This is a genomic window from uncultured Parabacteroides sp., from assembly GCF_902493135.1.
Classification (GTDB): Bacteria; Bacteroidota; Bacteroidia; order Bacteroidales; family Tannerellaceae; genus Parabacteroides.
The window spans coordinates 1-22,157 of the sequence record NZ_CABUOD010000002.1 but is presented as its reverse complement, the minus strand read 5'-3'; the positions used below and the strand labels follow the sequence as shown (position 1 = coordinate 22,157).

22 protein-coding genes and 5 pseudogenes are annotated in these 22,157 nt (G+C 44.0%); 25 read left to right on the top strand and 2 right to left on the bottom strand.

Going from position 1 to position 22,157, the window contains the following annotated elements; all coding sequences use genetic code 11:
- Window positions 1-19 precede the first annotated feature (19 nt).
- The 24 genes and pseudogenes from RDN79_RS01060 to RDN79_RS00950 form a co-directional block, all read left to right on the top strand.
- Window positions 20-109, top strand: a pseudogene (locus tag RDN79_RS01060) (DUF3408 domain-containing protein); the annotation flags it as partial.
- 249 nt (window positions 110-358) lie between these two features.
- Window positions 359-658, top strand: a pseudogene (locus RDN79_RS01055) (DNA methylase); the annotation flags it as partial.
- A gap of 183 nt (window positions 659-841) precedes the next feature.
- Entirely contained in the window at window positions 842-1,213 is a 372-nt protein-coding gene (locus RDN79_RS01050; protein ID WP_298550604.1) for a BlaI/MecI/CopY family transcriptional regulator, read from the top strand.
- 23 nt (window positions 1,214-1,236) lie between these two features.
- Window positions 1,237-1,872 (top strand): CatB-related O-acetyltransferase, encoded by a 636-nt coding sequence (locus RDN79_RS01045; protein WP_298550559.1) that lies wholly within the window; start codon window positions 1,237-1,239, stop codon window positions 1,870-1,872.
- 19 nt (window positions 1,873-1,891) lie between these two features.
- A complete protein-coding gene (gene bla, locus RDN79_RS01040; protein ID WP_298550561.1) occupies window positions 1,892-2,794 on the top strand; it encodes a class A beta-lactamase in 903 nt (300 codons plus the stop codon).
- Between the two features lie 4 nt (window positions 2,795-2,798).
- Window positions 2,799-3,074: a zinc ribbon domain-containing protein gene (locus RDN79_RS01035; protein ID WP_195319085.1), complete on the top strand. Its 276-nt coding sequence runs from the start codon at window positions 2,799-2,801 to the stop codon at window positions 3,072-3,074.
- A gap of 163 nt (window positions 3,075-3,237) precedes the next feature.
- Window positions 3,238-3,990: an inositol monophosphatase family protein gene (locus RDN79_RS01030; protein WP_298550565.1), complete on the top strand. Its 753-nt coding sequence runs from the start codon at window positions 3,238-3,240 to the stop codon at window positions 3,988-3,990.
- Entirely contained in the window at window positions 3,987-4,598 is a 612-nt protein-coding gene (locus RDN79_RS01025) for a uracil-DNA glycosylase family protein (RefSeq protein WP_298550567.1), read from the top strand. The genes RDN79_RS01030 and RDN79_RS01025 overlap by 4 nt, the downstream gene beginning before the upstream one ends.
- Window positions 4,599-4,601: 3 nt before the next feature.
- Window positions 4,602-5,282 carry a zinc ribbon domain-containing protein gene (locus tag RDN79_RS01020; RefSeq protein WP_298550569.1) on the top strand — a complete coding sequence of 227 codons (681 nt, stop codon included), beginning with the start codon at window positions 4,602-4,604 and terminating at the stop codon, window positions 5,280-5,282.
- A gap of 112 nt (window positions 5,283-5,394) precedes the next feature.
- Entirely contained in the window at window positions 5,395-6,195 is an 801-nt protein-coding gene (locus tag RDN79_RS01015) for a helix-turn-helix domain-containing protein (protein WP_298550571.1), read from the top strand.
- An 82-nt stretch (window positions 6,196-6,277) separates the two neighbouring features.
- A complete protein-coding gene (locus RDN79_RS01010) occupies window positions 6,278-6,877 on the top strand; it encodes a TetR/AcrR family transcriptional regulator (protein ID WP_298550573.1) in 600 nt (199 codons plus the stop codon).
- Window positions 6,874-7,503, top strand: a complete 630-nt coding sequence (locus RDN79_RS01005) for a hypothetical protein (protein ID WP_298550575.1) — start codon at window positions 6,874-6,876, stop codon at window positions 7,501-7,503. Before RDN79_RS01010 ends, RDN79_RS01005 begins: the two co-directional genes overlap by 4 nt.
- Window positions 7,500-8,306 carry an EFR1 family ferrodoxin gene (locus tag RDN79_RS01000; protein WP_298550577.1) on the top strand — a complete coding sequence of 269 codons (807 nt, stop codon included), beginning with the start codon at window positions 7,500-7,502 and terminating at the stop codon, window positions 8,304-8,306. The genes RDN79_RS01005 and RDN79_RS01000 overlap by 4 nt, the downstream gene beginning before the upstream one ends.
- Before the next feature lie 94 nt (window positions 8,307-8,400).
- Window positions 8,401-8,766, top strand: a complete 366-nt coding sequence (locus RDN79_RS00995) for a VOC family protein (RefSeq protein WP_138298896.1) — start codon at window positions 8,401-8,403, stop codon at window positions 8,764-8,766.
- Window positions 8,767-8,930: 164 nt separating this feature from the next.
- Window positions 8,931-9,296: a BlaI/MecI/CopY family transcriptional regulator gene (locus tag RDN79_RS00990; protein WP_138298897.1), complete on the top strand. Its 366-nt coding sequence runs from the start codon at window positions 8,931-8,933 to the stop codon at window positions 9,294-9,296.
- 2 nt (window positions 9,297-9,298) lie between these two features.
- Window positions 9,299-10,657 (top strand): M56 family metallopeptidase, encoded by a 1,359-nt coding sequence (locus tag RDN79_RS00985; protein WP_298550581.1) that lies wholly within the window; start codon window positions 9,299-9,301, stop codon window positions 10,655-10,657.
- A 91-nt stretch (window positions 10,658-10,748) separates the two neighbouring features.
- Complete coding sequence (locus RDN79_RS00980) at window positions 10,749-12,143, top strand: MATE family efflux transporter (RefSeq protein ID WP_298550583.1); 1,395 nt, start codon at window positions 10,749-10,751, stop codon at window positions 12,141-12,143.
- A 21-nt stretch (window positions 12,144-12,164) separates the two neighbouring features.
- Complete coding sequence (locus RDN79_RS19035) at window positions 12,165-12,581, top strand: DUF3795 domain-containing protein (RefSeq protein ID WP_298550585.1); 417 nt, start codon at window positions 12,165-12,167, stop codon at window positions 12,579-12,581.
- A 2-nt stretch (window positions 12,582-12,583) separates the two neighbouring features.
- Window positions 12,584-12,928: a DUF3795 domain-containing protein gene (locus tag RDN79_RS00975; RefSeq protein WP_039848517.1), complete on the top strand. Its 345-nt coding sequence runs from the start codon at window positions 12,584-12,586 to the stop codon at window positions 12,926-12,928.
- Window position 12,929: 1 nt separating this feature from the next.
- Window positions 12,930-13,352, top strand: a complete 423-nt coding sequence (locus tag RDN79_RS00970) for an META domain-containing protein (protein ID WP_298550588.1) — start codon at window positions 12,930-12,932, stop codon at window positions 13,350-13,352.
- Between the two features lie 12 nt (window positions 13,353-13,364).
- Entirely contained in the window at window positions 13,365-14,741 is a 1,377-nt protein-coding gene (locus RDN79_RS00965) for an alpha/beta hydrolase (RefSeq protein WP_298550590.1), read from the top strand.
- 4 nt (window positions 14,742-14,745) lie between these two features.
- Window positions 14,746-17,086: pseudogene (locus tag RDN79_RS00960) on the top strand (ATP-binding protein).
- Window positions 17,079-18,401, top strand: coding sequence for a sigma-54 dependent transcriptional regulator (locus RDN79_RS00955; RefSeq protein ID WP_298550592.1), 1,323 nt, complete (start codon window positions 17,079-17,081; stop codon window positions 18,399-18,401). The pseudogene RDN79_RS00960 and the gene RDN79_RS00955 overlap by 8 nt, the downstream one beginning before the upstream one ends.
- Window positions 18,402-18,446: 45 nt before the next feature.
- On the top strand, window positions 18,447-19,058 hold the full coding sequence (locus RDN79_RS00950; protein ID WP_057087079.1) for a hypothetical protein: 612 nt from the start codon (window positions 18,447-18,449) through the stop codon (window positions 19,056-19,058).
- A gap of 159 nt (window positions 19,059-19,217) precedes the next feature.
- Here RDN79_RS00950 and RDN79_RS00945 read toward each other — a convergent pair.
- Together RDN79_RS00945 and RDN79_RS00935 are read right to left on the bottom strand one after the other, a co-directional pair.
- Window positions 19,218-20,301, bottom strand: a pseudogene (locus RDN79_RS00945) (site-specific integrase); the annotation flags it as partial.
- Between the two features lie 3 nt (window positions 20,302-20,304).
- Window positions 20,305-21,636: a site-specific integrase gene (locus RDN79_RS00935; protein ID WP_298550599.1), complete on the bottom strand. Its 1,332-nt coding sequence runs from the start codon at window positions 21,634-21,636 to the stop codon at window positions 20,305-20,307.
- 328 nt (window positions 21,637-21,964) lie between these two features.
- Here RDN79_RS00935 and RDN79_RS00930 point away from each other — a divergent pair.
- Window positions 21,965-22,157 (top strand): annotated as a pseudogene (locus tag RDN79_RS00930) (site-specific integrase); the annotation flags it as partial.

Here is a 22,157-nt window from a genome sequence, read left to right as displayed (position 1 = left end):
AGTAATGCGTCAGCCCTGGGGCATGAGCGCATCGGGGATGGTAGAGAATCTTGTACGCCTGCACCTTGAAACCTATCGGGAGGACATCGAGCAGTGGCGCAAGCTCTGAGCGGATTGCGGTGGAACCGGTCAAGCCGGTGGATGCACTCCATCGGTTTGACCGACATTCCAAACGAGTTATTGCACTCACAAACCAATCCGACAAGCGGAGGATTTTTGTGTCCTCAAAGACACAGCAAGATGTCTTTTCAGCCGCTCAAAACGTTTTGAGCAGCCACGAAAAGCACTTGCCCCTGCAGGGGGCTGGGCTTGCCCTCCAAAGTCGGGAAGCCTTGTAAACCTACGGTGTCTGTGTCACAAGGAAGATGAGTTGAAACAGTTGAAGTCCGAACTTGCCGCACTCGACCGCAAGATACAGTTGGAGCTTGCGCCGCCCACGCCCGAAGTCGCCGAAAAAGAAAAGGACGGACAGGAGGTCAAGCCGGATGCGGAAGGTGTACGGAGCATATCGCCACAACAAACCGAAGATGCTCCGCAGATACGCGACCCGGTGAATGAACGAAGTCCGTCTGGCAATTTCATTGCCGACCATGTCATCATCGGGCGTCCGGGGTTTCAATTCAAGGATGAAAACCGTCCAAAAGGGATAAAAATGTAAATAATAATGAAGCAAGAGGGGGAATTATCTAATATCATCCTCTTGCTTCATTTTTCATTCATTAATCTACAAATTTCATTGTCGTAATAATCACGTTTGCTTATAAATCATAAAAATAGCCGTATTTGCTTGCTTGACTAATTTATTTAGACTAACTTTGCATATACTAAATTTCATTTAATGATGGAACAACTTACCAAGCGTGAAGAAGAAGTGATGAACAAGTTTTGGGAGAAGGGTGAAGCTACCGTCAAGGAGATTATCGCCACTTATCCCGAACCTCATCCAAGTCGAACCGCCATATCCACATTTGTGAAATTTCTTGTTGAGAAGGGCTTTTTAGGTCATAAACCGGCAGGAAACAACGGATTTATCTACTATCCCCTTATAGAAAGAGAGGAGTATTGTGGCAACAATCTGATGAATGTGGTACAACGATATTTCAATAATTCCATTCGTGGAGTAATAAGTACCCTTGTAAGGGACAGGAATATGTCGGATGATGAAGTCCGGGATTTGATAAATCAGGTGATTGAAGGCAGTCATCGAGAATAGAACGGCTTAAAGAGTTTTTATATATGAACCCCCAAAAGATATACCCTCGTTCCGGTGATAATCAGACTGTCTATCTCAAATCAGTCATAACACGCCCGAATATCGAAGTCGGAGATTTCACCATTTACAATGATTTTGAGAATGATCCTCGTGACTTTGAGAAGAATAACGTGTTGTATCATTACCTGATAAATCATGATCGTTTGATTATAGGCAAGTTCTGTTCGATAGCCTGCGGAGCTAAGTTTATCTTCAACTGCGCCAATCATACGCTGAAATCGCTTTCAACATATACATTCCCACTATTCTTTGAGGAATGGGGCTTACAAAAATCGGAAGTTGCTTCTGCTTGGGATAACAAGGGCGATATTGTAATCGGCAATGATGTATGGATTGGATATGACGCTGTAATAATGGCTGGAGTGACCATTGGTGACGGTGCTATAATCGGTACGCGGGCAGTTGTCACAAAAGATGTAGAATCGTATTCAATAGTCGGCGGTATTCCAGCTAAAGAGATACGTAAACGATTTTCTCCAGATATTATAGCCCGCTTGCAAAAACTCCAATGGTGGAAGTGGGATACAGCTAAAATCCGTAATTCAATCAAGGCTATTCAAAACGGTGATTTAGATTCATTGGAGCATAATACTATATAAGGAACAAACCGTATTCAAAATGAAGATATTACTGGTTATAATAACATATCTGATTTTTATATTGCCTGTTTTCGCTGAAGAAAACAGAGTGATAGAGAATACTTTGCAGGAATATATCGCAGGGAAAGATGCACGTATAGGTGTCGCGGTCATTATCAATAGCAAAGATACTGTATCTATCAACGGTAACCGGGATTTCCCTATGATGAGCGTAGTCAAATTTCCGCTGGCTCTGACGGTTGCACATTGGATAGATAATAACGATATGTCGTTGAACGATTCCATAGCATTCGGGGAGAATGACTTGAACGAGGACACATATAGTCCAATGCTCAAAATGTATTGTAAGAGCCGAAATGCCATGACTGTAAGAGAACTGTTTGAATGGTCGTTGGTAGAGAGTGACAACAATGCGGCGGATATACTCTTAAAGAGGATTGGCGGGACATCGGGAGCTACATCGTTAATGAGGCAACTGAATATTTCCGATGAAATTTTAATAGGTGCATCCGAAGAAGATATGCATCGTGACCCATATCTAAGTTATCTTAACCGTACCACTCCTCTGGCAATGGCACAGCTCTTTGACAGGTTTTACATCGAAATGAGAAACACATCGCGGTCTTATTCCGAAATATCTTCTATGCTTGAACAATGTAGTACCGGACGTGATAGGCTTGCAGCTCCTTTATTGCCTATCAATGCTACGATTGGACATAAAACAGGTACAGGATTCCCAACACCGGATGGACGCATATCCGCAGTAAATGATTGTGGATATGTGAAACTGCCCGACGGCACAAGATATTCAATAGCCGTGTTTGTTGCTGATTCCAATTATGACATGGCAGCGACATCAGCCATAATTGCCGAGATTTCCAATATAGTTTGGAAAAGTTTGACTGAACATAAAAAGAAATAAGAATATGGAACAGAAATTTTGTCAAAGCTGCGGTATGCCGCTGACTGATGACGACAAGGGAACAAATGCCGATGGCAGCCGTAATGATGATTACTGCAACTATTGTTACGTGGATGGCCGGTTCAGGCAGGACTTGACTATGGAGCAGATGGTCGAGCACTGTGCCCGGTTCACAGATGATATAAACAAGTGGTCCGGAGAAAATATGACCGTAGAAGAGGCGAAAGAGATGATGCGGCAATTTTATCCAACCCTCAAACGCTGGAAAAACAGTCTATGAGATTTTGTTGTACAGTTTTATCCGTGTCAGACATAAACAAAGCCCGAAATTTTTACGAAAACATATTCGGGTCGGAAGTCTGTCAGGATTATGTCCGAAATATTTTGTTCTCTTGCGGTTTGGCTATGCTGCAGTATTAAATTAACCCCCATATATTATAGTCATGGATATACAACATATAATCAGCTTGGTCAAAGAGACTAAGGGAATCATCACAAACAGGGAAATGGCAGCCCATGTGAAAGAAAAAGGAGTTGCCGATTACGTTACGCAAGTTGACGTGGCTGTACAGGACTTTTTGAAAAAGGCACTATATACACTTGCACCGGACATCCAGTTTCTCGGAGAGGAAACAGGCTTGCAGCGGATGGATACTGACAGCTATTGGATTCTCGATCCCGTTGACGGCACTACCAACCTCATGCACGACTATCAGCACAGCGTGGTCTCGCTGGCTCTTTGTCGCCAGAAGGAGATTGTCATGGGCATTATCTATGACCCGTTTCACGATGAAATTTTCTCAGCCGTCAAAGGAGGAGGCAGTTTCTTGAACGGCAAGCCCATACATGTTTCCTCTGCCCATAAACTCTCGGAAACCATAATCGGTATCGGCACTGCTAAAAGAGAGTTGGCGAAAGAAAATTTTGCCCGATTTCTCAAAGTCTATGAAAACTCACAAGATGTCCGACGGCTTGGTTCCGCAGCCTTGGAACTGGCATATACAGCGTGTGGCAGACAGGGCGGGTATTTCGAAGTGTATCTGAACCCTTGGGATTATGCTGCCGGTATGCTTCTGGTACAAGAGGCCGGAGGAATAGTGACCGATTGGAACGGCAACACACTTGACCCGGCTCAAGGAAGTCAGGTAGCCGGAACAAACGGACAAGTCCACGAAGAATTGCTCAAACTATTATGATGAATATACAGAAAGAATTACAACAGTTCTCTGCAGACGAAGCGGATATGCGGTTTAACAACGTGGATGTCGCACCGGAAACGATAAGGGCAATCATGATAAATGAGGTTGTCCCTTCAAGTTCGGAGGAGGATTTCTACGGGAAACCAGATTCCGCGTATATGTCAACGACAATTCCATTATTCAGAAAAGCAGGAATAGTGGCAGGTTCGGTACAGGATATTTTGAATAGTGGAATTTACATTACCAATGCCGTCAAGACACCTAAAAGCGAATATGCAGTTTCAAGGGAGAGCATAGAGGACAGTCTGCCCTATCTGGAAAAAGAGCTTGCTTTGTTCCCCAACGTCAAAGTTATCATGCTTATGGGGGATGTGGCAAAGAAAGCCTTTAATATGATCTGCAAGAAGGCGACAAAGAAAAACGCCGTTCCAAGCACCTCTACTTACAAATTGCGCAATACCGAGATTTTATATAACGGTATCCGCATTCTCCCATCATACATTATGACTGGGCAAAACATTCTAATAGAGAAATCAAAGTTTGAAATGGCTTCTGAAGATATTTCTATGATGTATCGGTTGATAAACAATGATTTAATAAATTAATATATGGAACAGAAATTTTGTCAAAGCTGCGGTATGCCTCTTGTAGATGGTAACATCGGCACAAATTCAGACGGAAGCAAAAGCGAGGACTATTGTGGCTATTGCTACAAAGGAGGTGTTTTCCTCCAAGATTTCAACATGAGCCAGATGATAGAGTTCTGCACTCAGTTTACTGACCAGATTAACAAGGAAACGGGTTGGAATTTGACGCCCCAACAGGCAAAGGCTCAAATGCAACAAATCTTCCCAACACTCAAACGCTGGAAAGAGAAAGATGAAAGGAGTTTGACTGAAAAAGCCACACACCTGCTTTCGCAGTGCAAAGAGGTTACGTTGGCATCGGTCAATGCGGACGGTTTTCCTCGCCCTGTGCCATTGGATAAAATTCATTCAATCGGATATAATGAAGTTTGGATTGTGACCGCCGCAGACTCCGAAAAGGTTGCCGATTTCAGGCTAAATCCTAAAGCCGGGCTTTCCTATTCGTTTTATGGCGATAGTGTTGCATTGCGCGGTACAGTCGAAATCATCACGGATAATGAAACTCGTAAACAGATGTGGCAGGAGTATTTTATAAATTACTTCCCCGGCGGCCCGGCAGATCCGAACTATGTGCTTGTCCATTTTATCGGAAATGAGGCTACCATCTGGATAAACCGTGAGTTTGCTCATATTACAATATAAACACATCAATGATGCGAAAGTGACTCAAACAGTCGGCAGATAGAGTGAAATGTAATGCGCAAATGTCCGTTTTTTACTATCATGGAAATTCTTTAAGTTGTAATTTTGCAGGATGCAGACATTCAGAATCATACAGCCAACGCCTGCCTTGAAACCGTTTATACGGTATTACTGGATATTGCAGGATAGTACCTCCGGCATAGTGACGCAGCGCACTTTGCCAACGGGCTGTATGTCGCTTGTTTTCCATCGTGGCGAAAGGCTGAAAGTCACGAACCGTGATGAATTACAGCCGCAGAGTTTTATTTGCGGTCAGGAAAGCGGTTATTCAGATGTGACTTCAACCGGCGACATTGAAATGATAGTGGTGGTATTCCAACCTCATGCGGCAAAAATATTCTTCCGTATGCCGGTCACTTTACTGCGTGACAGGAATGTGGCGATTGAGGATATTGAAAATACAGCTTTGCGCGATTTGGCACATAAAGTTGAAGACAGCGAAAATTACGATACCAGCATTGAGTTGATTGAAGATTATTTCTATAAGTGCCTGATGTCTGGGACTCCTTATCATCTGCCAAGATTGGCGGAAGTGATACGCCATATCAACAAGTCCTCTCAAACAAATATCAGGGCACTTTCGGATATTGCGTGCCTGAGCGAAAAGCAATTCTCCCGGATCTTCTCGGAAAACATAGGAACGACACCCAAAGATTTCATGCGCATAGTCAGGTTGCAACGTACCTTATCTATCATGCAGCATAATCAGGGAATAGGTTTTGCGCAGCTGTCATACGAGTGTGGATACACAGACCAATCCCATATGATTAAAGAATTCAAGCTATTCTCCGGCTACACACCGAAAGAGTATATTGCTCGATACTCTCCTGTTTCTGACTATTTTACATTCTGAAAAATAGCGTTTATACAACCTTGTATTTGGTTGTCACCGATTATTTTTATAATTTTGTCACCATTTAGTGACATTATGTAAAATGGAATTGAAAGAAACAGAAAAGAGGCTCCTTGAAGCCGTGAGCCATATCGTAGAGAACGACGGTTTTACCAAAATCGGAGTTAATCGCATCGCTAATCAAGCCGGATGCGATAAGGTTTTGATTTATCGCTATTTCGGTGGATTGGATGGTTTGCTCGTGGAATGGGCAAAGCGTCATGACTATTATTCGTTTGCCTATTCGGAGTTTATTGATACCATCAAACGAGCCAAAGACGGTAACATAAAGCAGATTGTTAAGGATGTGCTTATGTGTCAGCTTAGCTATCTAAAAGATAATGTTCTCATGCAAGAGCTTCTTGTCTGGGAACTTTCAGGTCATTCGTCTTTCAAGGGTATCATCGAAGAACGTGAGCGTATCGGTCATAAATTGCAGGAGGAACTGAATAAGTTTTTGGATCGGGGTGGTGACAACAATATGTCGATTGCCATAATCATATCCGCAATCAACTATATTGTCCTTTTCACAAGGCAATACCACAAAATCAACGGCATAGATTTCAGTAAGCCGGAAGCATGGGAAAGAATGGAAGCTATGATTTCCAAGTATGTGGACTTTATCCTTGACAACAATCTATGAAACATATCATTACAATAGCACTTACGCTGTTTCTTACAGTTTTTGCAATGGCGCAGGAAAGAAACTACATTTCCACCTGCGGCAAGATAAAAACGTCTATCAAATGGACGGAGGAACACAAGGATGGAAAGATATACCTGCATACGGTTCAAGGTGGTGAGAAGCATGAGTATATCTTAGGAAGCGGATATAAAACCGAGGCATGGAAGATAGCGGATGCTTCATCAAACACCAATCTGACTGTCAGCTTGTGCAAAGGGATATATTCCATATCCGGCAAGTTCAATGGGAAACATATTTCTAAGACAGTGAAAAGTAAAGGCAAGCCGTGGTATCAGAACATTGCCTATAATGCGGGGCTGACTCTGAAAAACGGTAAGTCTATGGAATATGAGTGTTTTCGCCCCGACAACATAAAACTATATACCATGTCGGCAACCAAGAAAGGAGCTGAGAAGTTCGACGGAAAGAACGCGGAAAGAATAGAAGTCAGTCTTACCGGCTTTATGTCGGCTTTCTGGAGCTGTAATTATTACTTTGACACGAGTTCTCTGATGTTTGTGGGATATAAAGGTGTAAATGGAGGCCCCGGAACCTCGGAAACGAAAATATCAGTCGCAAAATGAAGGCAATAATATTCTATCGTTCCTCGTATAAAGGCAACACGTTGAAGATTGCTAAAAGCATGGCGGAAGCCCTGTCTGCTGAATTGGTATCTATCGACAGCAATCCGGCAATCGACCTATCGGATTATGACCTTATCGGCTTTGGCTCCGCTATAAACTTTGCCGCTCACGATATACGACTTCAACGATTTGTTTCAAGTCAAAATCTTAAAGGCAAAAATGTGTTCGTATTCTCCACCCGTTGCAGACCTTTCTTGGGAGCATATCATAAGCCACTCAGAAAAATCGTCGAGGCAAAAGGTGGAATTATAGCCGGAGAGTTTTCTTGCCGGGGATTTGACCGCACCGGGCCGTGGGTTCTTATGGACGGCTACAATAAAGCCAGACCGAATGAACGAGATAGGTTCAAGGCAAGACTATTTGCGGAAAAACTTCGATGGAAGTTGCATCCGTTGGCTCTTATCTATAAAGATCCGGTTACCGGATATTCGGAGGGCATTACGATACGCCGTAAAGTTTCAGATATAATAGCGGGTAACAAGGTGGTGTTCCTAAATACCTCTACTTGTATAAATTGCGGGAAATGTATCAAGATTTGTCCGATGCACATATTCGCACTAAAAGATACGGTTTTACCGACTGACGAGAAAAATTGCATCCAGTGCCGGCTGTGCGCTGACAACTGTCCGACTTCTTCAATATATATCCATGAATCTTTCTTGAATGGATTTCGGATAGCTCTCAGAGAATCATTCAGCGACAAATTGCAGAACAGTTATAACGATGAAGATAATCAGCAGTAGGTCTTTTCCACCTAACACAAGATGTCCGCTTTTTACTATCATAGGCTATCATGTCGCTGTAATTTTGCAGCGTACTAATTAAATAATAAAAAGTATGATTGCATTTTTTGAAATCCCCACCAATAACTTCGACAAGTCGGTGGCGTTCTATCAGGCACTTTTCAGCGAAAAGCTGGAAGTGTCGCAGTTCGGCGATGAGAAAATGGCCTGTCTTATGAAAGACGGCAAGAGTGTATGCTCAATCTCCTCGGCTCCCTCCTTCCCCGGTTTCGTACCCTCTAATGGAGGCGTGCTGGTGTATCTCCAAGTAAAAGACTTGGAAGCAAGCGTGAAAACGGCATTGGATAACGGCGCAACGTTGGTAACTCCAAAGACCAAGATTCAGGTTGACGGTTGGGGTTACTTTGCCATCATCGCCGATCCCGTCGGCAACCGCATCGGGCTTTATGGCGACAAGTAAAGAGCCGAAAACGTAGGTTACAGTGGAGAGAACCACCCGGTTTTCTCCACTATCCGTATCTATAATCAATTTTTCTGCCATATTATTTTGTTGTCTAAATATTTTAGACTACTTTTGCGCTATTGAATCGTCTAATAAAATTAGACTACATGTAAATGGAAGATATGAAGCCATTAACAGAAAGAGAAGAAGAAGTGATGAACTTCTTTTGGGAAAGCGGGGCACTCTCGGTTCGGGATGTCGTTGCCCTTCACAATGAGCCGCGTCCAAGCCGGACTACGGTAGCCACATTCGTGAAATTTCTCGAACAGAAAGGCTATCTCGACCACAAAGTTGAAAGCACAGGCTTCATATATTTCCCCATAATAGAGCGGGAAGATTATTGCGGACAAAATCTGAAGAGCGTCATAAGGCGGTATTTCGACAATTCTATTCAGAATGTTGTGAACTTCCTGATTAAAAGCGAGGAATATAGCGATGAAGAGGCTAAGGAAATAATATTGCAAATATCTAACAGAGGAAAGGAATAACAATGGCAGGTATATTCTTGGCATATTCATTATTGGCAAGTACCCTCCTGATTGTAGTCTGGGCGGTGTACAAATGCGTTCTTGCCAATACCGGATGTTTCCGGTTCAACAGGATATTGTTGTTGTCCTGTATAACGCTTGCTTTTGTTTTCCCAATCTTCATACTTAATCCCTTTTGGGTAGCGGATATTGTGGAAAATAATGTTGAAATCGCTTTTAATTCGGTCGATGTTGCCTATATTGCCAATACGGTATCAGAGCAAATCACTCCGATATGGGATTATATAGTCACACTTTACCTTATAGGGGTTATTACCATGACTCTCTATTTCCTCGTTTCACTTGCACGGTTGGCACTGTTCATTCTCAAAGGTGAGCATATAAAACAGGATGACTGCCGCATTATACTTCATCGCCATAACAGCGTCGCCCCGTTTGCATGGTGCGGATATATCATGATGCCAAGACGTGACTGGTACGAGTTTGGGCAGATGATAGTCCGCCATGAAAAAGCGCATATCGAGTGCCACCATTGGATTGACTTGCTTTTTATGCAGGCAGCGATTATTCTCACTTGGTATTGTCCTTCTATATGGCTTCTGCGCAATGAACTTCATACACTTCATGAATATGAAGCCGACAGCCGTGTGCTTGCATCGGGCGTAAAACGAGAAGAGTATCAGATATTTCTAATAAAAAAGACAGTTGGAGCAAGGTTCGCTACTCTTTCCAACTGTCTTAATCACAGTTCACTTAAAAAACGTATAACTATGATGTTATCAAGCAAACCGACAGGCAAAGCCCGTGTGCGTGCCTTTGTCATGGTGCCTGCGATGGCACTCGCGTTAATCGGTCTGGCTACCCCTGCGGTGTCAGCAGTAATCAACGAGGTATCTGCCGCTACGCCGGTGGAGGATCTACGCTACAAAATTAGCGAAAAATCCGACTCCACCATTCGAGTGACAGAAAGAAATTCCGATGTGGTGGTCACGGAGAAAGCGGATGCGGCCGATGCCGTGCCGTTCATCAGGACAGAAACCGCCCCCAACTTTCCCGGCGGTAAGGACAAACTGAGAGCCTTTATCAATAAAAACATTTCCTTCCCTGAAACTGCATACAAAGACGGTGTTCTTAACATGGATGCCGTCGTGCAGCTTACCATCGCCAAAGACGGAGTTGTAAAGGATGCCCGAATCGTTAAAAGCTCAGGCAAGACACTTGATGCCGAGGCTCTGCGCGTGGCGCGTATGCTTCCCAAATTCCACCCCGGACTAAATAGCGGGCTGCCGTCTGAATCAAGCTACACACTGGAGTTCAACTATTATATCTGCAACCAGTATTGGTCATCAAATGGCGAATAAAAACAGGAAGAAATACCAATAGTACAAATATCTTATCTGATACTTGGAGTATGCCGTATCTTACAGTACGGCATACCCTGTATCATTAATAATGAAAGAGTCAATCCGGACAATGCAAGACGTATCACAAGAGAAATACCACCAGCTCCAAACAGCACCAATGGGAAAGTTGGTGCTTCAGTATTCCATACCGGCCATAATCAATCTGGCAGCCGTATCACTGTATAATCTTATTGACAGTATATTCATCGGAAATGGTGTCGGTACACTGGCTATTTCCGGGCTTGCAGTCACTTTCCCCATGATGAATTGCCTGATTGCTTTCAATACGCTTGTCGGGATCGGTGGGACCACGCTGACCTCCATCTGTCTGGGACGCAGGCAATATGAACAGGCAGCCGATATTCTGCATACCGTGGTGATTTTGGGTTTCGTAATCAGCATCCTGACGGGATGGATTACATATCTTAATCTGGATGTTGTACTATACTTTTTCGGTGCAAGTGAAGCCACGCTTCCGTATGCACGGGAATATATTGGAATATTGCTCTGCGCTAATCCAATAACATTTCTGTTTTTAAGCCTTAATAACTTGCTTCGCGGAAACGGTTTCCCCAAAAAATCATTGGAGTCCACTCTGCTGACCGTCGGGCTAAATCTGGTTTTGACACCAATATTCATATTTGTATTTGAGTTTGGCATCAAGGGGGCCTCCATGTCCACAGTCATATCGCAGGTAGTCGGACTTGTATGGGTCGTAAGGCACTTCTCTATGAAATCAAATAAAATACATTTTCAGCAAAGCCGTTTCAGGTGCAATTTCCGGCTATCCGGAGAAATCATGAAACTGGGGACACCACCGTTTATATTGAATCTTTGCTCGGCATCTATAAGCATTGCCCTTATTAACAGATTCGGATTTTACGGTGGCGACTTTGCGATTGGGGCATACGGCATAGTCAGCCGAATCTATATGCTGTTCTCAATGATAATTATCGGTTTGGCTGTCGGTATGCAGCCCATCATAGGGTACAATTTCGGAGCCGGTCAGACAGAACGGGTTGACAAAGCCATGAACACCGGGTTGACAATAGCTTTTGCTTTCATGTTCTCCGTGTTTTTACTGTGTGAAATGGGGGCACGCCCGATTATACAGTTGTTCTCAAACGAAACTGCACTTAATGACATTGCAGTAACAGGTCTTCGTATCTGTGCCTTGATGTTTCCGGTTATGGCCATGCAGACTATGATAACAAATTTTTTCCAGTCTATTGGCAAGCCGAAAACGAGTATTGTCTTGTCGCTCATACGCCAAATAGGATTTTTCATTCCCTTGATATTTCTGCTGCCTGAAATGTTTGATTTGAGGCTTGACGGAGTCTGGCTAAGTATTCCTATGGCTGATTTTATAGCCTGCATCTTGACAGTCTCAGTTTATCTGAGATATAGGCAGCGGTCTAAGAAACTTGCAATGGATGCAATTTAACAAGTTTAATAGAATTAGATCATGGATAGAAATATGATTGCCCCGTGCGGGTTAAACTGCGCTGTGTGCAGCGAAGCACTACGAAAAGACAGCCCTTGTGTCGGATGCCGGAATGAGGGATACAAAGGTGAGTATTGCGCCAATCTGTGCAAGATTGTAAATTGTGAAATACGGAAAACACTGCCGGACGGATTCTGTGACAGATGTCCTCAATATCCGTGCAGGGAGATTGTCGATAAGGAATGTTGGTATGTCAACGCCTATCCGATGATAGAATCGCTTATGGGCAATCTCGCCTTTATCGGAGAAAATGGTATTGAACAATTCCTGCAAAGAGAAAAGGTTCGTTGGACTTGCTCCGATTGCGGAGGGTGTATATCGGTTCATGACGGTGTATGTTATGGCTGTGGTAAAAACTATACAGATAGAAAACATTGAATATGGAAAGTATAAGAGTAAGTAAAGATAATATAGCCGCATGTGGGCTGTATTGTGGAGCGTGTCGCAAATTCTTGTCCGGCAAATGCCCCGGATGCAAGAATAACGAGAAAGCATCGTGGTGTAAAATCCGCCAATGCTGCATAAGCAAAGGTTATCATACCTGTGCCGAATGTGAGCGTGACGTAAGGGAGTGTAAAATCTATTCCAATTTTATAAGCAAAGTGTTCGCATTGCTCTTTAACTCCGACCGCCCGGCTTGTATCAGCTATATACGGGAGCATGGAGAAATGGCGTATGCCGAGGAAATGAGCAAGCGGAAATGCCAGACCATAAAACGTAAATGATATGAAAATAAACACTTTTACAGTAATAATGCTTGCATTAGCCATATTGGTTGGCTCGTGCGATGCCCCATCAGATAATGCCCTGTACAGGGAATGGCGACTTCAAAAATACAACTGTATCGCCACTTCGTCATACGGACTGACACAAGTAAACGAGGAATCAGAGTATATATTGCAGTTGGATAACGCCGGAGTATTCTCCTGCACCACCGACTGCAATACAGTTTCAGGCAGTTTTGAAAAAAGCAAAACTGCCTTGAAATTCTCCGATATATCCTTTACCGAACTGGCTTGCGATAACATGATAGTGGAACGGAGCGTAGCATCTATTCTGCCCAGTATCAAATCATACGAAATCACGGACGATTCCATCTTGGTGTTGAAAGATGATAAGGGTCATATACTAATGGAACTAACAAAATAACAGGTTGATATAATGAAAAGAATGATAATCGCAGCTATTATAGCCATCTGTTCCGTGCTACAAATCATGGCTTCCGATGATGATATTTCGGGAGCATGGCATGGTACGTTGAAAATAACTCCGCAAGTGGAGTTAAAGATTGTGTTCAATTTCAAGGCAAGCGAAGATGGCAGACAGTCAGTTACGCTTGATTCTCCGAATCAAGGAGTATACGGTATAGCCGGAGAAGTGAATCTCATTTCGGCTGATTCTATAAATGTAACGGTTAGACGCATCGGATTGACGTTTACCGGACGAAAACAAGAAGGGAAACTCATTGGAAAATGCACACAAGGAACCATGAGTACCGACCTTGAATTATTTCCGGGTATTGTGGAATTAAAGCGACCTCAAACACCTAAGCCACCATATCCATACACTACAACGGAGGTTCGTTTCAATAACTTATCAGATGGTGTTACTCTCGCAGGAACACTTTCCTTGCCTGAAAGTTTTAATGAGGCAACTCCGGTTATCGTAATGATTACCGGTAGCGGACTGCAAAACCGTGATGAAGAATTATACGGACATAAGCCGTTTGCTGTCATCGCAGATTACCTTGCCCGAAACGGCATTGCAACTTTACGATATGATGACCGAGGATATGGAGAATCAACCGGCGACGGTAAAAATGCCACCACTGAAGATTTTGCACGGGATACTAAAACAGCAATGGAATACCTGCGCAAAGAAGTGAAATTCAAGAATGTGGGAATACTGGGGCATAGTGAGGGAGCGGCAGTGGCGTTCATGTTGGGAACTGATAACAATTCGGGATTATTCTCAAATCCGAATTTCATTATAGCCATTGGCGCACAGGCTGTTCGTGGTGACTCCGTTTTGATTGACCAAAGCGCAACGATGTTGGAACAGGGCAACATGCCGGCGGATATTGTATCGGATTATGTTGACGCATTGCACAAAATGTATGAACTGAAAATAAGGAATGGCAACAATATGGCAGTTGACAATATTGAGGCTATATGTGCAAATTGGGGGAATACTCCCGTTCAAGCATCTTTGAAAGCCAATCTAAAAAAGATCGCAGCGGACAATAATCCTTGGCTAAATTACTATGTCAGTTTTTCACCGGCGGAAAGCATTGCTGATACGGATTGCCCGGTATTCGTACTATACGGAGAAAAAGATATACAAGTTCGCCCGGAACTGAATATGCCTCAAATGCAACGACTCGCCCCGAAAGCGACCGTGAAACTTTATCACGGACTTAATCACCTTTTCCAGCACGCTCAAACAGGAGCGGTACAGGAATACGGTACAATCGAGGAAACAATCTCCCCTGAAGTCCTTCAGGACATTGTTGATTTTATCTCCTTCAAACCTCGTTAAATTTATGATTTCAATCCGCAAGTTAATATCATGTGGCTATATTCTAATATTCATACTAATAGGAATGATTATATATTGCTATCAGTATGAATGGAAAAAGCTTGAAGTATTAGAGAAGGAGAACCGAACCACTGATGAGTTGCGCCGACATGTTAATGAATTAAATTTTCGCTTAACAGGATTTTCTCTAATGGGTGAAACAATATTGGAATGGGATAATGAAGATTTGGAACATTATCAGGCTCAGCGTATGGCAATGGACAGTATGCTATGCCGTTTCAAAGCTACCTATCCGGCAGAGCGCATAGACAGTGTACGCCATCTTCTCGAAGATAAGGAACGGCAGATGTGCCAAATCGTTCAGATACTTGAACAGCAACAAGCCATCAACGATAAGATAACCCGTCAAGTTCCTGTAATTGTGCAGAAGAGTGTGCAGGAACAGCCCAAGAAATCCAAGCGCAAAGGTTTCTTGGGCATCTTCGGCAAAAAGGAGGAAGCAAAACCAACCGTATCCACCACGATACTCCGTTCATTTGATCGGAATATGATAGCAGAACAACAGGCGCAAAGCTGCCGTTTGTCGGAACACGCTGACAGTCTTGCGGCTCGAAATGCGGAACTCAACAGGCAACTGCAAGGGTTGGTTGTTCAAATGGACGAGAAGGTGCAAGCAGACTTACAGAAACGGGAAGCGGAAATAGCCGCTATGCGTGAAAGGTCTTTTATTCAGATAGGTGGTTTAACAGGATTCGCTGTGTTGTTATTGGTAATCTCTTACATAATCATTCACCGAAATATCACCCGTATCAAACAGTACAAACGAGAAACTGCGGATTTAATAGAACAGCAGAAACAGTCTATCAAACAAAACGAGGTACTGATAGCCTCCCGTAAGAAAGTTGTACATACCATCACCCATGAGTTGCGCACACCACTGACGGCAATCACAGGCTATGCCGGGCTGATGCTGAAAGATTGCAATACAGATAAAACCAAGGTATATATCCAAAATATTCAGCAATCTTCTGACCGTATGCGTGAAATGCTCAACACTCTGCTGAGTTTCTTCCGTCTGGACAACGGCAAGGAACAGCCCAATTTTTCCCTGGGCAAGATTTCATCAATCACGCATACACTTGAAATTGAGTTTAATCCCATTGCCTTGAACAAAGGGCTGGCTCTGACAATACATTGCTATAATGATGCGCTTGTCCGAACAGATAAGGAACGCATCCTGCAAATCGGTAATAACCTTCTGTCAAACGCTATCAAGTTCACAGAGAACGGTGGCGTTTCTCTAACAACGGGTTATGATAATGGTATGCTGAAAATTATCGTTGAAGATACTGGTACGGGGATGACCAACGAGGAACAACGGCGAGTGTTTGGAGCATTTGAACGTCTGTCAAACGCTGTTGCAAAAGACGGTTTCGGTCTGGGATTGTCCATTGTGCAACATATCGTAACAATGCTCGGTGGTACAATACGGTTAGACAGTGAAAAAGGCATGGGCAGCCGTTTCACGGTAGAAATCCCCATGCAGGCTGCCGAAGAACTGACGGAACAAACGATTCAAGATTATGTCCATTACAATGAGAGATACCATAATGTGATTGCTATCGACAATGACGAAGTGCAGCTTTTGATGCTGAAAGAAATGTATGCACAGGAGGGTATGCATTGCGATACCTGTACCAATGCTGCGGAACTGATGGAAATAATAAGGAAAAAGGAATACAATTTGCTGCTTACTGACCTAAACATGCCAGAGATCAACGGCTTCGAGCTGTTGGAACTGCTGCGTAGTTCCAACGTGGGAAATTCAAGGAACATTCCGGTGGTCGTGACAACCGCTTCGGGTAGTTGCAGCAAGGAGGAACTTATAGAACGTGGATTTGCCGATTGCCTGCTCAAACCGTTCTCCATATCGGAACTGATGGAGATTTCCGACAAATGCGCCATGAATGTGGCGCAAAATGAAAAACCGGATTTCTCCTCCCTGCTGTCCTACGGCAGCGAATCCGTTATGCTGGATAAACTGATAACGGAAACCGAAAAGGAAATGCAGGCAATTAGGGATGCGGAACGAGGAAATGCAGGCAATTAGGGATGCGGAACGGCGGAAAGACCTTCAAGAACTGGATGCCCTTACACACCACCTACGTAGTTCGTGGGAGATACTTCGCGCCGACCTGCCATTAAGGGAACTTTATAAACAGCTTCATGGAAGTGCCGCTCCCGACTATGAAGCATTGAACAAAGCCGTGACTGCCGTATTGGATAAGGGTTCGGAGATAATCCAACAGGCAAAAGAAGAAAGGAGAAAATACAACAATGAATAAAACAAAAATCATCGTGGTGGAAGATAATATCGTGTATTGCGAATTTGTTTGCAACCTGCTGGCACGGGAGAAATTCCGTACAGTGCAGGCTTTCCACCTCTCGACAGCAAAGAAACTTCTGCAACAAGCCGCTGACAATGATATAGTAGTTTCTGATTTGCGTCTGCCCGACGGTGACGGAATCGACCTGTTGCGCTGGATGCGCAAGGATGGCATGACGCAGCCGTTCATCATCATGACTGACTATGCCGAAGTGCATACGGCAGTGGAAAGCATGAAACTTGGTTCGCTGGACTACATACCCAAGCAACTTGTGGAGGACAAACTCGTGCCTCTGCTTCGCAGCATACTGAAAGAACGGAATATCGGACGAAGCCGTATGCCCGTGTTTGTCCGTGACGGTTCCGCCTTTCAGAAAATCATGCACCGTATAAGGCTGGTAGCCCCTACCGATATGAGCGTGCTGATATTCGGGGAGAACGGCACGGGCAAGGAGCATATCGCCCACCACCTGCATGACAAAAGCAAACGTTCGGGCAAGCCGTTTGTGCCTGTGGACTGCGGATCGCTCACCAAAGAGCTTGCTCCTTCCGCTTTCTTCGGACACGTCAAAGGCGCATTCACCAGTGCGGACAGTGCCAAGAAAGGATATTTCCATGAAGCCGAAGGCGGCACGCTGTTTTTGGACGAAGTGGGCAACCTCGCACCGGAAACCCAGCAGATGCTTCTGCGTGCCATACAAGAGCGGCGATACCGTCCCGTTGGTGATAAAACGGATAGAAGTTTCAATGTCCGTATTATCGCTGCCACCAACGAGAATCTGGAAAAGGCGGTCAATGAAAAGCGTTTCCGGCAAGACTTGCTGTACCGTCTGCACGACTTCGAGATAACAGTTCCGCCATTGCGTGACTGTCAGGAGGACATCATGCCGCTGGCGGAGTTCTTCCGCGAGATTGCCAATAATGAATTGGAGTGCAAGGTTGGCGGATTCAGCTCCGAAGCACGGAAAGCGTTGCTGACCCATTCATGGCCGGGCAACGTGCGTGAGCTTCGGCAGAAAATCATGGGTGCGGTGTTGCAGGCACAGACGGGACTTGTTACGAAAGAGCATCTGGAACTTGGGATAACCGAAACAACCTCTGTTACCGATTTCTCCCTGCGTAACGATGAGGAAGATAAAGAACGGATTCTGCGTGCTTTGAAGCAGGCTGACGGGAACCGCAAGGTCGCCGCCGAACTGCTCGGAATAGGACGTACAACGCTGTACAGCAAACTGGAAGAATATGGATTGAAGTATAAATTCAATCAATCATAGCTGGTAATTCATTGAAAACAGCTATCTTTGTGAAAAATATAAATTATGAATACTTCTTTTTGGGATTCTAACCTATTTCAAACAATTGTATTGATTGTTACTATTGGTGCAACTGTTGGTATTGCTTTATGGCAATTTCACGCTCATAAACAAAAAGAGCTGCGGAATGCCGTATCAATTTTAATACTTCAGATAAAAGATATTGAAAAAAATATAGAATACATTTTTTCTGAAGGACTTATAAACGGATTTATTCAAGAAGTGCCAATGCACTATTCTACAATAATATTCGAAGAGAATCAATGGAACAAATACGCCTATAGTGTTGTTGGACATATATCTCAAGAAGCGTTTGAAAAGATTGATACCTTTTTTAAGGTTGCACAACGAATAAGAGAGCAACAAATTTACATCAAACAAAAAATCCAATTATCAACTGAAAATAAAGCATTTTATTATTATAGTGCCATATATAACCAAATAGTTATTAATAATCAACCCACACAAAGTATTCAATCCATTGTAGATAGATTCAACGAGGCAATTATACCATCATATATTCAAAAGGAGTTGGCTTTGGGATTGGAAAAGACTTTGAAACAATATCATAAAATCACAGATGGTATTGCCTATACAGAATTAATGAGATTAAAGTAGAACTATATAAAAATAAAGTATTACCTTTGTATCAAATTAAGTGTTCTTTTAATTAGTTGCAAAACAATACAGAATAGAGAACTTTGCTCGTTTCTAAATCGTTACCTATCAAGATGTAAATTCTTGCAAGATATTCATTCTCAATGAGAAACAAAAATCAGAATGTCTTGCCTGATAAAATGTCAAATGGCATCCCAGATTGCACTGTTCGGCTATGATTTTAAGGCTGCGGCACAGATTGCAGGTCTGCGGAACGTAAAACAATCTTCCGTCCTTACCTTCCCCTTTGTATTTTTCGATAATGCAAAGGGGTATGTCAAGAAGTTTGATATGGCACTCCGCCTTGGTCTTCTGCCGTGCAATGTGAATCCATTTGGAACCGTCTTCTTTCGTGATGATATTGTCTTCTGTCAGGTTTGCCAGATCAGCCCTGCCGATGCCCGTGAACACCGAAAAGACAAACAGGTCACGGGTATGGCATAAGCGGTAAGTCGGCAGTCGGGCATTGAGCAGCTTTTCAAACTGTTCCCTGTTCAGGTGGCGGTGGTTTACCGGCACTTTCTCAATCTTATGTCCGGCAAACGGGTCACGTTTCAATATATGTTTCTTCAACGCCAGCCGGGTCATCTTGTGCAACAGGATAAGATAATCATTGTAGGCAGAAACCTTCAACTGCAATACGGTCGAGAAATAGAATGTGAAGTCGGTCATGAATTTCATCGTCAGCGAGCGTAACGGAATATCCTCCAAATCATACTTGAATTTCAAAAAGTTGAATATATGCTTGCGAGTGGTAAGATAACGGACGTAGGAATGCCTTGTCCGGTCAATGCCCACACGTTTGGCATATTCCTCGTTATGCTCGTCAAACAAGGAAAGCAGCGTTTCCTTGACGTCTGATTTTCCCGTGACGGCATTCTTGATGATTTCAGCCGAGACGAAGCCGTAAGAATCCACGTTCGTTCTTTTTGTAAGCGGACTTCGCTTTTTCCTCCAATGCCTCCAACAATGAGTTCAGCCTGTTCAACTCGTTTCTTTTTTCACCGGTGATATTTCCGGTCTTGCGTCCGTCCGTGAATGCCTTTCCCTCCTTTGCATCCCATAAGTCAGGCTCTACTTCCAGTCCGGTGGAATACTGGCTTACCTTCCCGTCAAGGGTGACACGCCCCATAATAGGGCATCTGCCGTTTTTCTTTACTTTCTGACGGTTGATGTAGAACAACAGTTTGAATGTGCTTCGCATGGCTTACCCTTCCATTATTTTGGTTATATACTCCCTTTGCTTCATGCTCGGATTGACTCTCCGTTGGCTGTAATCTTTCAGAATCGGTGACGGGGCGGTGTCAATATCCGACAAGGAGAACCTGCCGCTGATAATACCATTCAGGCAATCCACGTCCCTATCAATTTTATCCTGCGTGACTTTCGCATACCGCTGTGTGGTAGTGATATGCCGATGCCCCATGATTTTGCTGACGGTCTCTATCGGAATCCCCTGTGACAGACAGATGATGCTTCCGAAGGTATGCCTCGCCTGATGGAATGAGATCGGACGGTTGATGCCGCACATCACGGACATCTTTTTCAGATGCCTGTTCATGCTCTCTTTGGTCAGCATCGGAAGCAGTTTTCCGTTGCTGTCCATACCCTTGTACTTTTCGACGATTTTCAACGGTATCTCCATCAGCCGCACACATTCGGGTGTGCCTGTCTTTTGCCTTTCCGTGTGAATCCATAGGCTTCCGTCATCCGCCCTCACCAGATTGGCGGCTGTCAGACTCCTCATGTCACAATAGCAGATACCCGTCCAGCACGAGAACAGGAACATGTCCCTCGTGAAATTACGGTTGGGAGTGTCATAGGTAGTGTTCGCAAACCTGTCAAGCTCGTCTTCCGTCAGGTACATCTGTTTGAAAACAGGTTTCTGCGGCGCATAGCCCTTGAACGGGCTGAAAGGAACGATGCCGCGGAACACGGCAAGCATCATCACGCTTTTCAGGCGGTTGATATGTCCGAGGATGGTTCTGGGCATGAAACGCCTTGTCGTGCGCATATACATATCAAACGCTTCGATAAGGTTTTCATCCAGCTGCTTGACAGGCATATCCGACACATGGTATCTCTCTTTCAGGAACTCACCGAGTATCCGGCAGGTGTTCCGGTACTGGTAGAACGTGCTTGCCGCCCTGTTCACCCCTACACGCAGGGCATAGTCGCTGTTATGCTCCGCATAGAGCTTCATGATGGTATCCTGTGTTTCAGCCAGACCTTGGAACACGTTCCTGACTTCCTCTGCTGTCACGACATCCTGCATGTCGGAAAGTTCGTTGAACCGCTTTTGCAACAATAGCAGTACCCGTTCAATCTCCCTGTTTGCCATTGTCGCCACCTTGCTTTTGCCTGTACAGCGTTGGGCTGTGGCGTTCCACAACCGCACATTGATTTTGAACTTACACGCAAATTGCGCGATGGAATTGGCCTTTCCCTTGATGGATATTCTGCCCATGAGTGGAGAAAAGCCGTCCTTGTCCTGTCCGCTGCGCTTGATATAGAGCAGCACTTTCATTTCTGTTTTCATGCGTTACTTTTTTGATTGCAATTTTACTCATACTTCGCCAGTCGAATGATATGAGAATCAGGCAGAACGGCGCAATCAAAACCGGACGGGCTAAATCTGCCGGAAATGAGAATGTTTCCCGGATGGAAAGTCATCCTCTCTGACTGTTTAACCCTTGATTGACTGCATCTGAATGAAATGAAAACAGGTAATGACTTGGTAGCTGAACAGGTTCGTTATTCCACCTGTCTTTGCTGTTTACTCAACTATGCAAACCAACGCAATTTTGCTGTATTACAACGCATTGACGTTTGTTTTCTATATTCCTCTATTGGTCGCATTGATAGTTTTCTATCGCTACACTGGGTTGGCGTTCATAGACGTGTATAATTTACGCCCCGAACACATTTCAGAGGATAGCAACGGCAATTTGTGGATAGTAAAGCCCCGTGAAAAAACAAACAACCTTTGTAACATTCCGCTTTTAAGCATCCCCAAGCAGATACTTGACAAGTACAAGGATAACCCCTATTGCCTTGACA

Excerpts from the sequence above, each read along its gene's own strand:
- RDN79_RS19035 (WP_298550585.1), top strand. The coding sequence starts at position 12,165 with ATGGATAGAAATATGATTGCCCCGTGCGGGTTAAACTGCGCTGTGTGC.
- RDN79_RS00970 (WP_298550588.1), top strand. The coding sequence starts at position 12,930 with ATGAAAATAAACACTTTTACAGTAATAATGCTTGCATTAGCCATATTG.
- RDN79_RS01035 (WP_195319085.1), top strand. The coding sequence starts at position 2,799 with ATGGAACAGAAATTTTGTCAAAGCTGCGGTATGCCGCTGACTGATGAC.
- RDN79_RS00975 (WP_039848517.1), top strand. The coding sequence starts at position 12,584 with ATGGAAAGTATAAGAGTAAGTAAAGATAATATAGCCGCATGTGGGCTG.
- RDN79_RS00990 (WP_138298897.1), top strand. The coding sequence starts at position 8,931 with ATGAAGCCATTAACAGAAAGAGAAGAAGAAGTGATGAACTTCTTTTGG.
- RDN79_RS01015 (WP_298550571.1), top strand. The coding sequence starts at position 5,395 with ATGCAGACATTCAGAATCATACAGCCAACGCCTGCCTTGAAACCGTTT.
- RDN79_RS00965 (WP_298550590.1), top strand. The coding sequence starts at position 13,365 with ATGAAAAGAATGATAATCGCAGCTATTATAGCCATCTGTTCCGTGCTA.
- RDN79_RS01000 (WP_298550577.1), top strand. The coding sequence starts at position 7,500 with ATGAAGGCAATAATATTCTATCGTTCCTCGTATAAAGGCAACACGTTG.
- RDN79_RS00995 (WP_138298896.1), top strand. The coding sequence starts at position 8,401 with ATGATTGCATTTTTTGAAATCCCCACCAATAACTTCGACAAGTCGGTG.
- RDN79_RS01025 (WP_298550567.1), top strand. The coding sequence starts at position 3,987 with ATGATGAATATACAGAAAGAATTACAACAGTTCTCTGCAGACGAAGCG.
- RDN79_RS00985 (WP_298550581.1), top strand. The coding sequence starts at position 9,299 with ATGGCAGGTATATTCTTGGCATATTCATTATTGGCAAGTACCCTCCTG.
- RDN79_RS00935 (WP_298550599.1), bottom strand. The coding sequence starts at position 21,636 with ATGAAAACAGAAATGAAAGTGCTGCTCTATATCAAGCGCAGCGGACAG.
- RDN79_RS01020 (WP_298550569.1), top strand. The coding sequence starts at position 4,602 with ATGGAACAGAAATTTTGTCAAAGCTGCGGTATGCCTCTTGTAGATGGT.
- RDN79_RS01030 (WP_298550565.1), top strand. The coding sequence starts at position 3,238 with ATGGATATACAACATATAATCAGCTTGGTCAAAGAGACTAAGGGAATC.
- RDN79_RS00950 (WP_057087079.1), top strand. The coding sequence starts at position 18,447 with ATGAATACTTCTTTTTGGGATTCTAACCTATTTCAAACAATTGTATTG.
- RDN79_RS01010 (WP_298550573.1), top strand. The coding sequence starts at position 6,278 with ATGGAATTGAAAGAAACAGAAAAGAGGCTCCTTGAAGCCGTGAGCCAT.
- RDN79_RS00980 (WP_298550583.1), top strand. The coding sequence starts at position 10,749 with ATGAAAGAGTCAATCCGGACAATGCAAGACGTATCACAAGAGAAATAC.
- RDN79_RS01005 (WP_298550575.1), top strand. The coding sequence starts at position 6,874 with ATGAAACATATCATTACAATAGCACTTACGCTGTTTCTTACAGTTTTT.
- RDN79_RS00955 (WP_298550592.1), top strand. The coding sequence starts at position 17,079 with ATGAATAAAACAAAAATCATCGTGGTGGAAGATAATATCGTGTATTGC.
- RDN79_RS01045 (WP_298550559.1), top strand. The coding sequence starts at position 1,237 with ATGAACCCCCAAAAGATATACCCTCGTTCCGGTGATAATCAGACTGTC.
- bla (WP_298550561.1), top strand. The coding sequence starts at position 1,892 with ATGAAGATATTACTGGTTATAATAACATATCTGATTTTTATATTGCCT.
- RDN79_RS01050 (WP_298550604.1), top strand. The coding sequence starts at position 842 with ATGGAACAACTTACCAAGCGTGAAGAAGAAGTGATGAACAAGTTTTGG.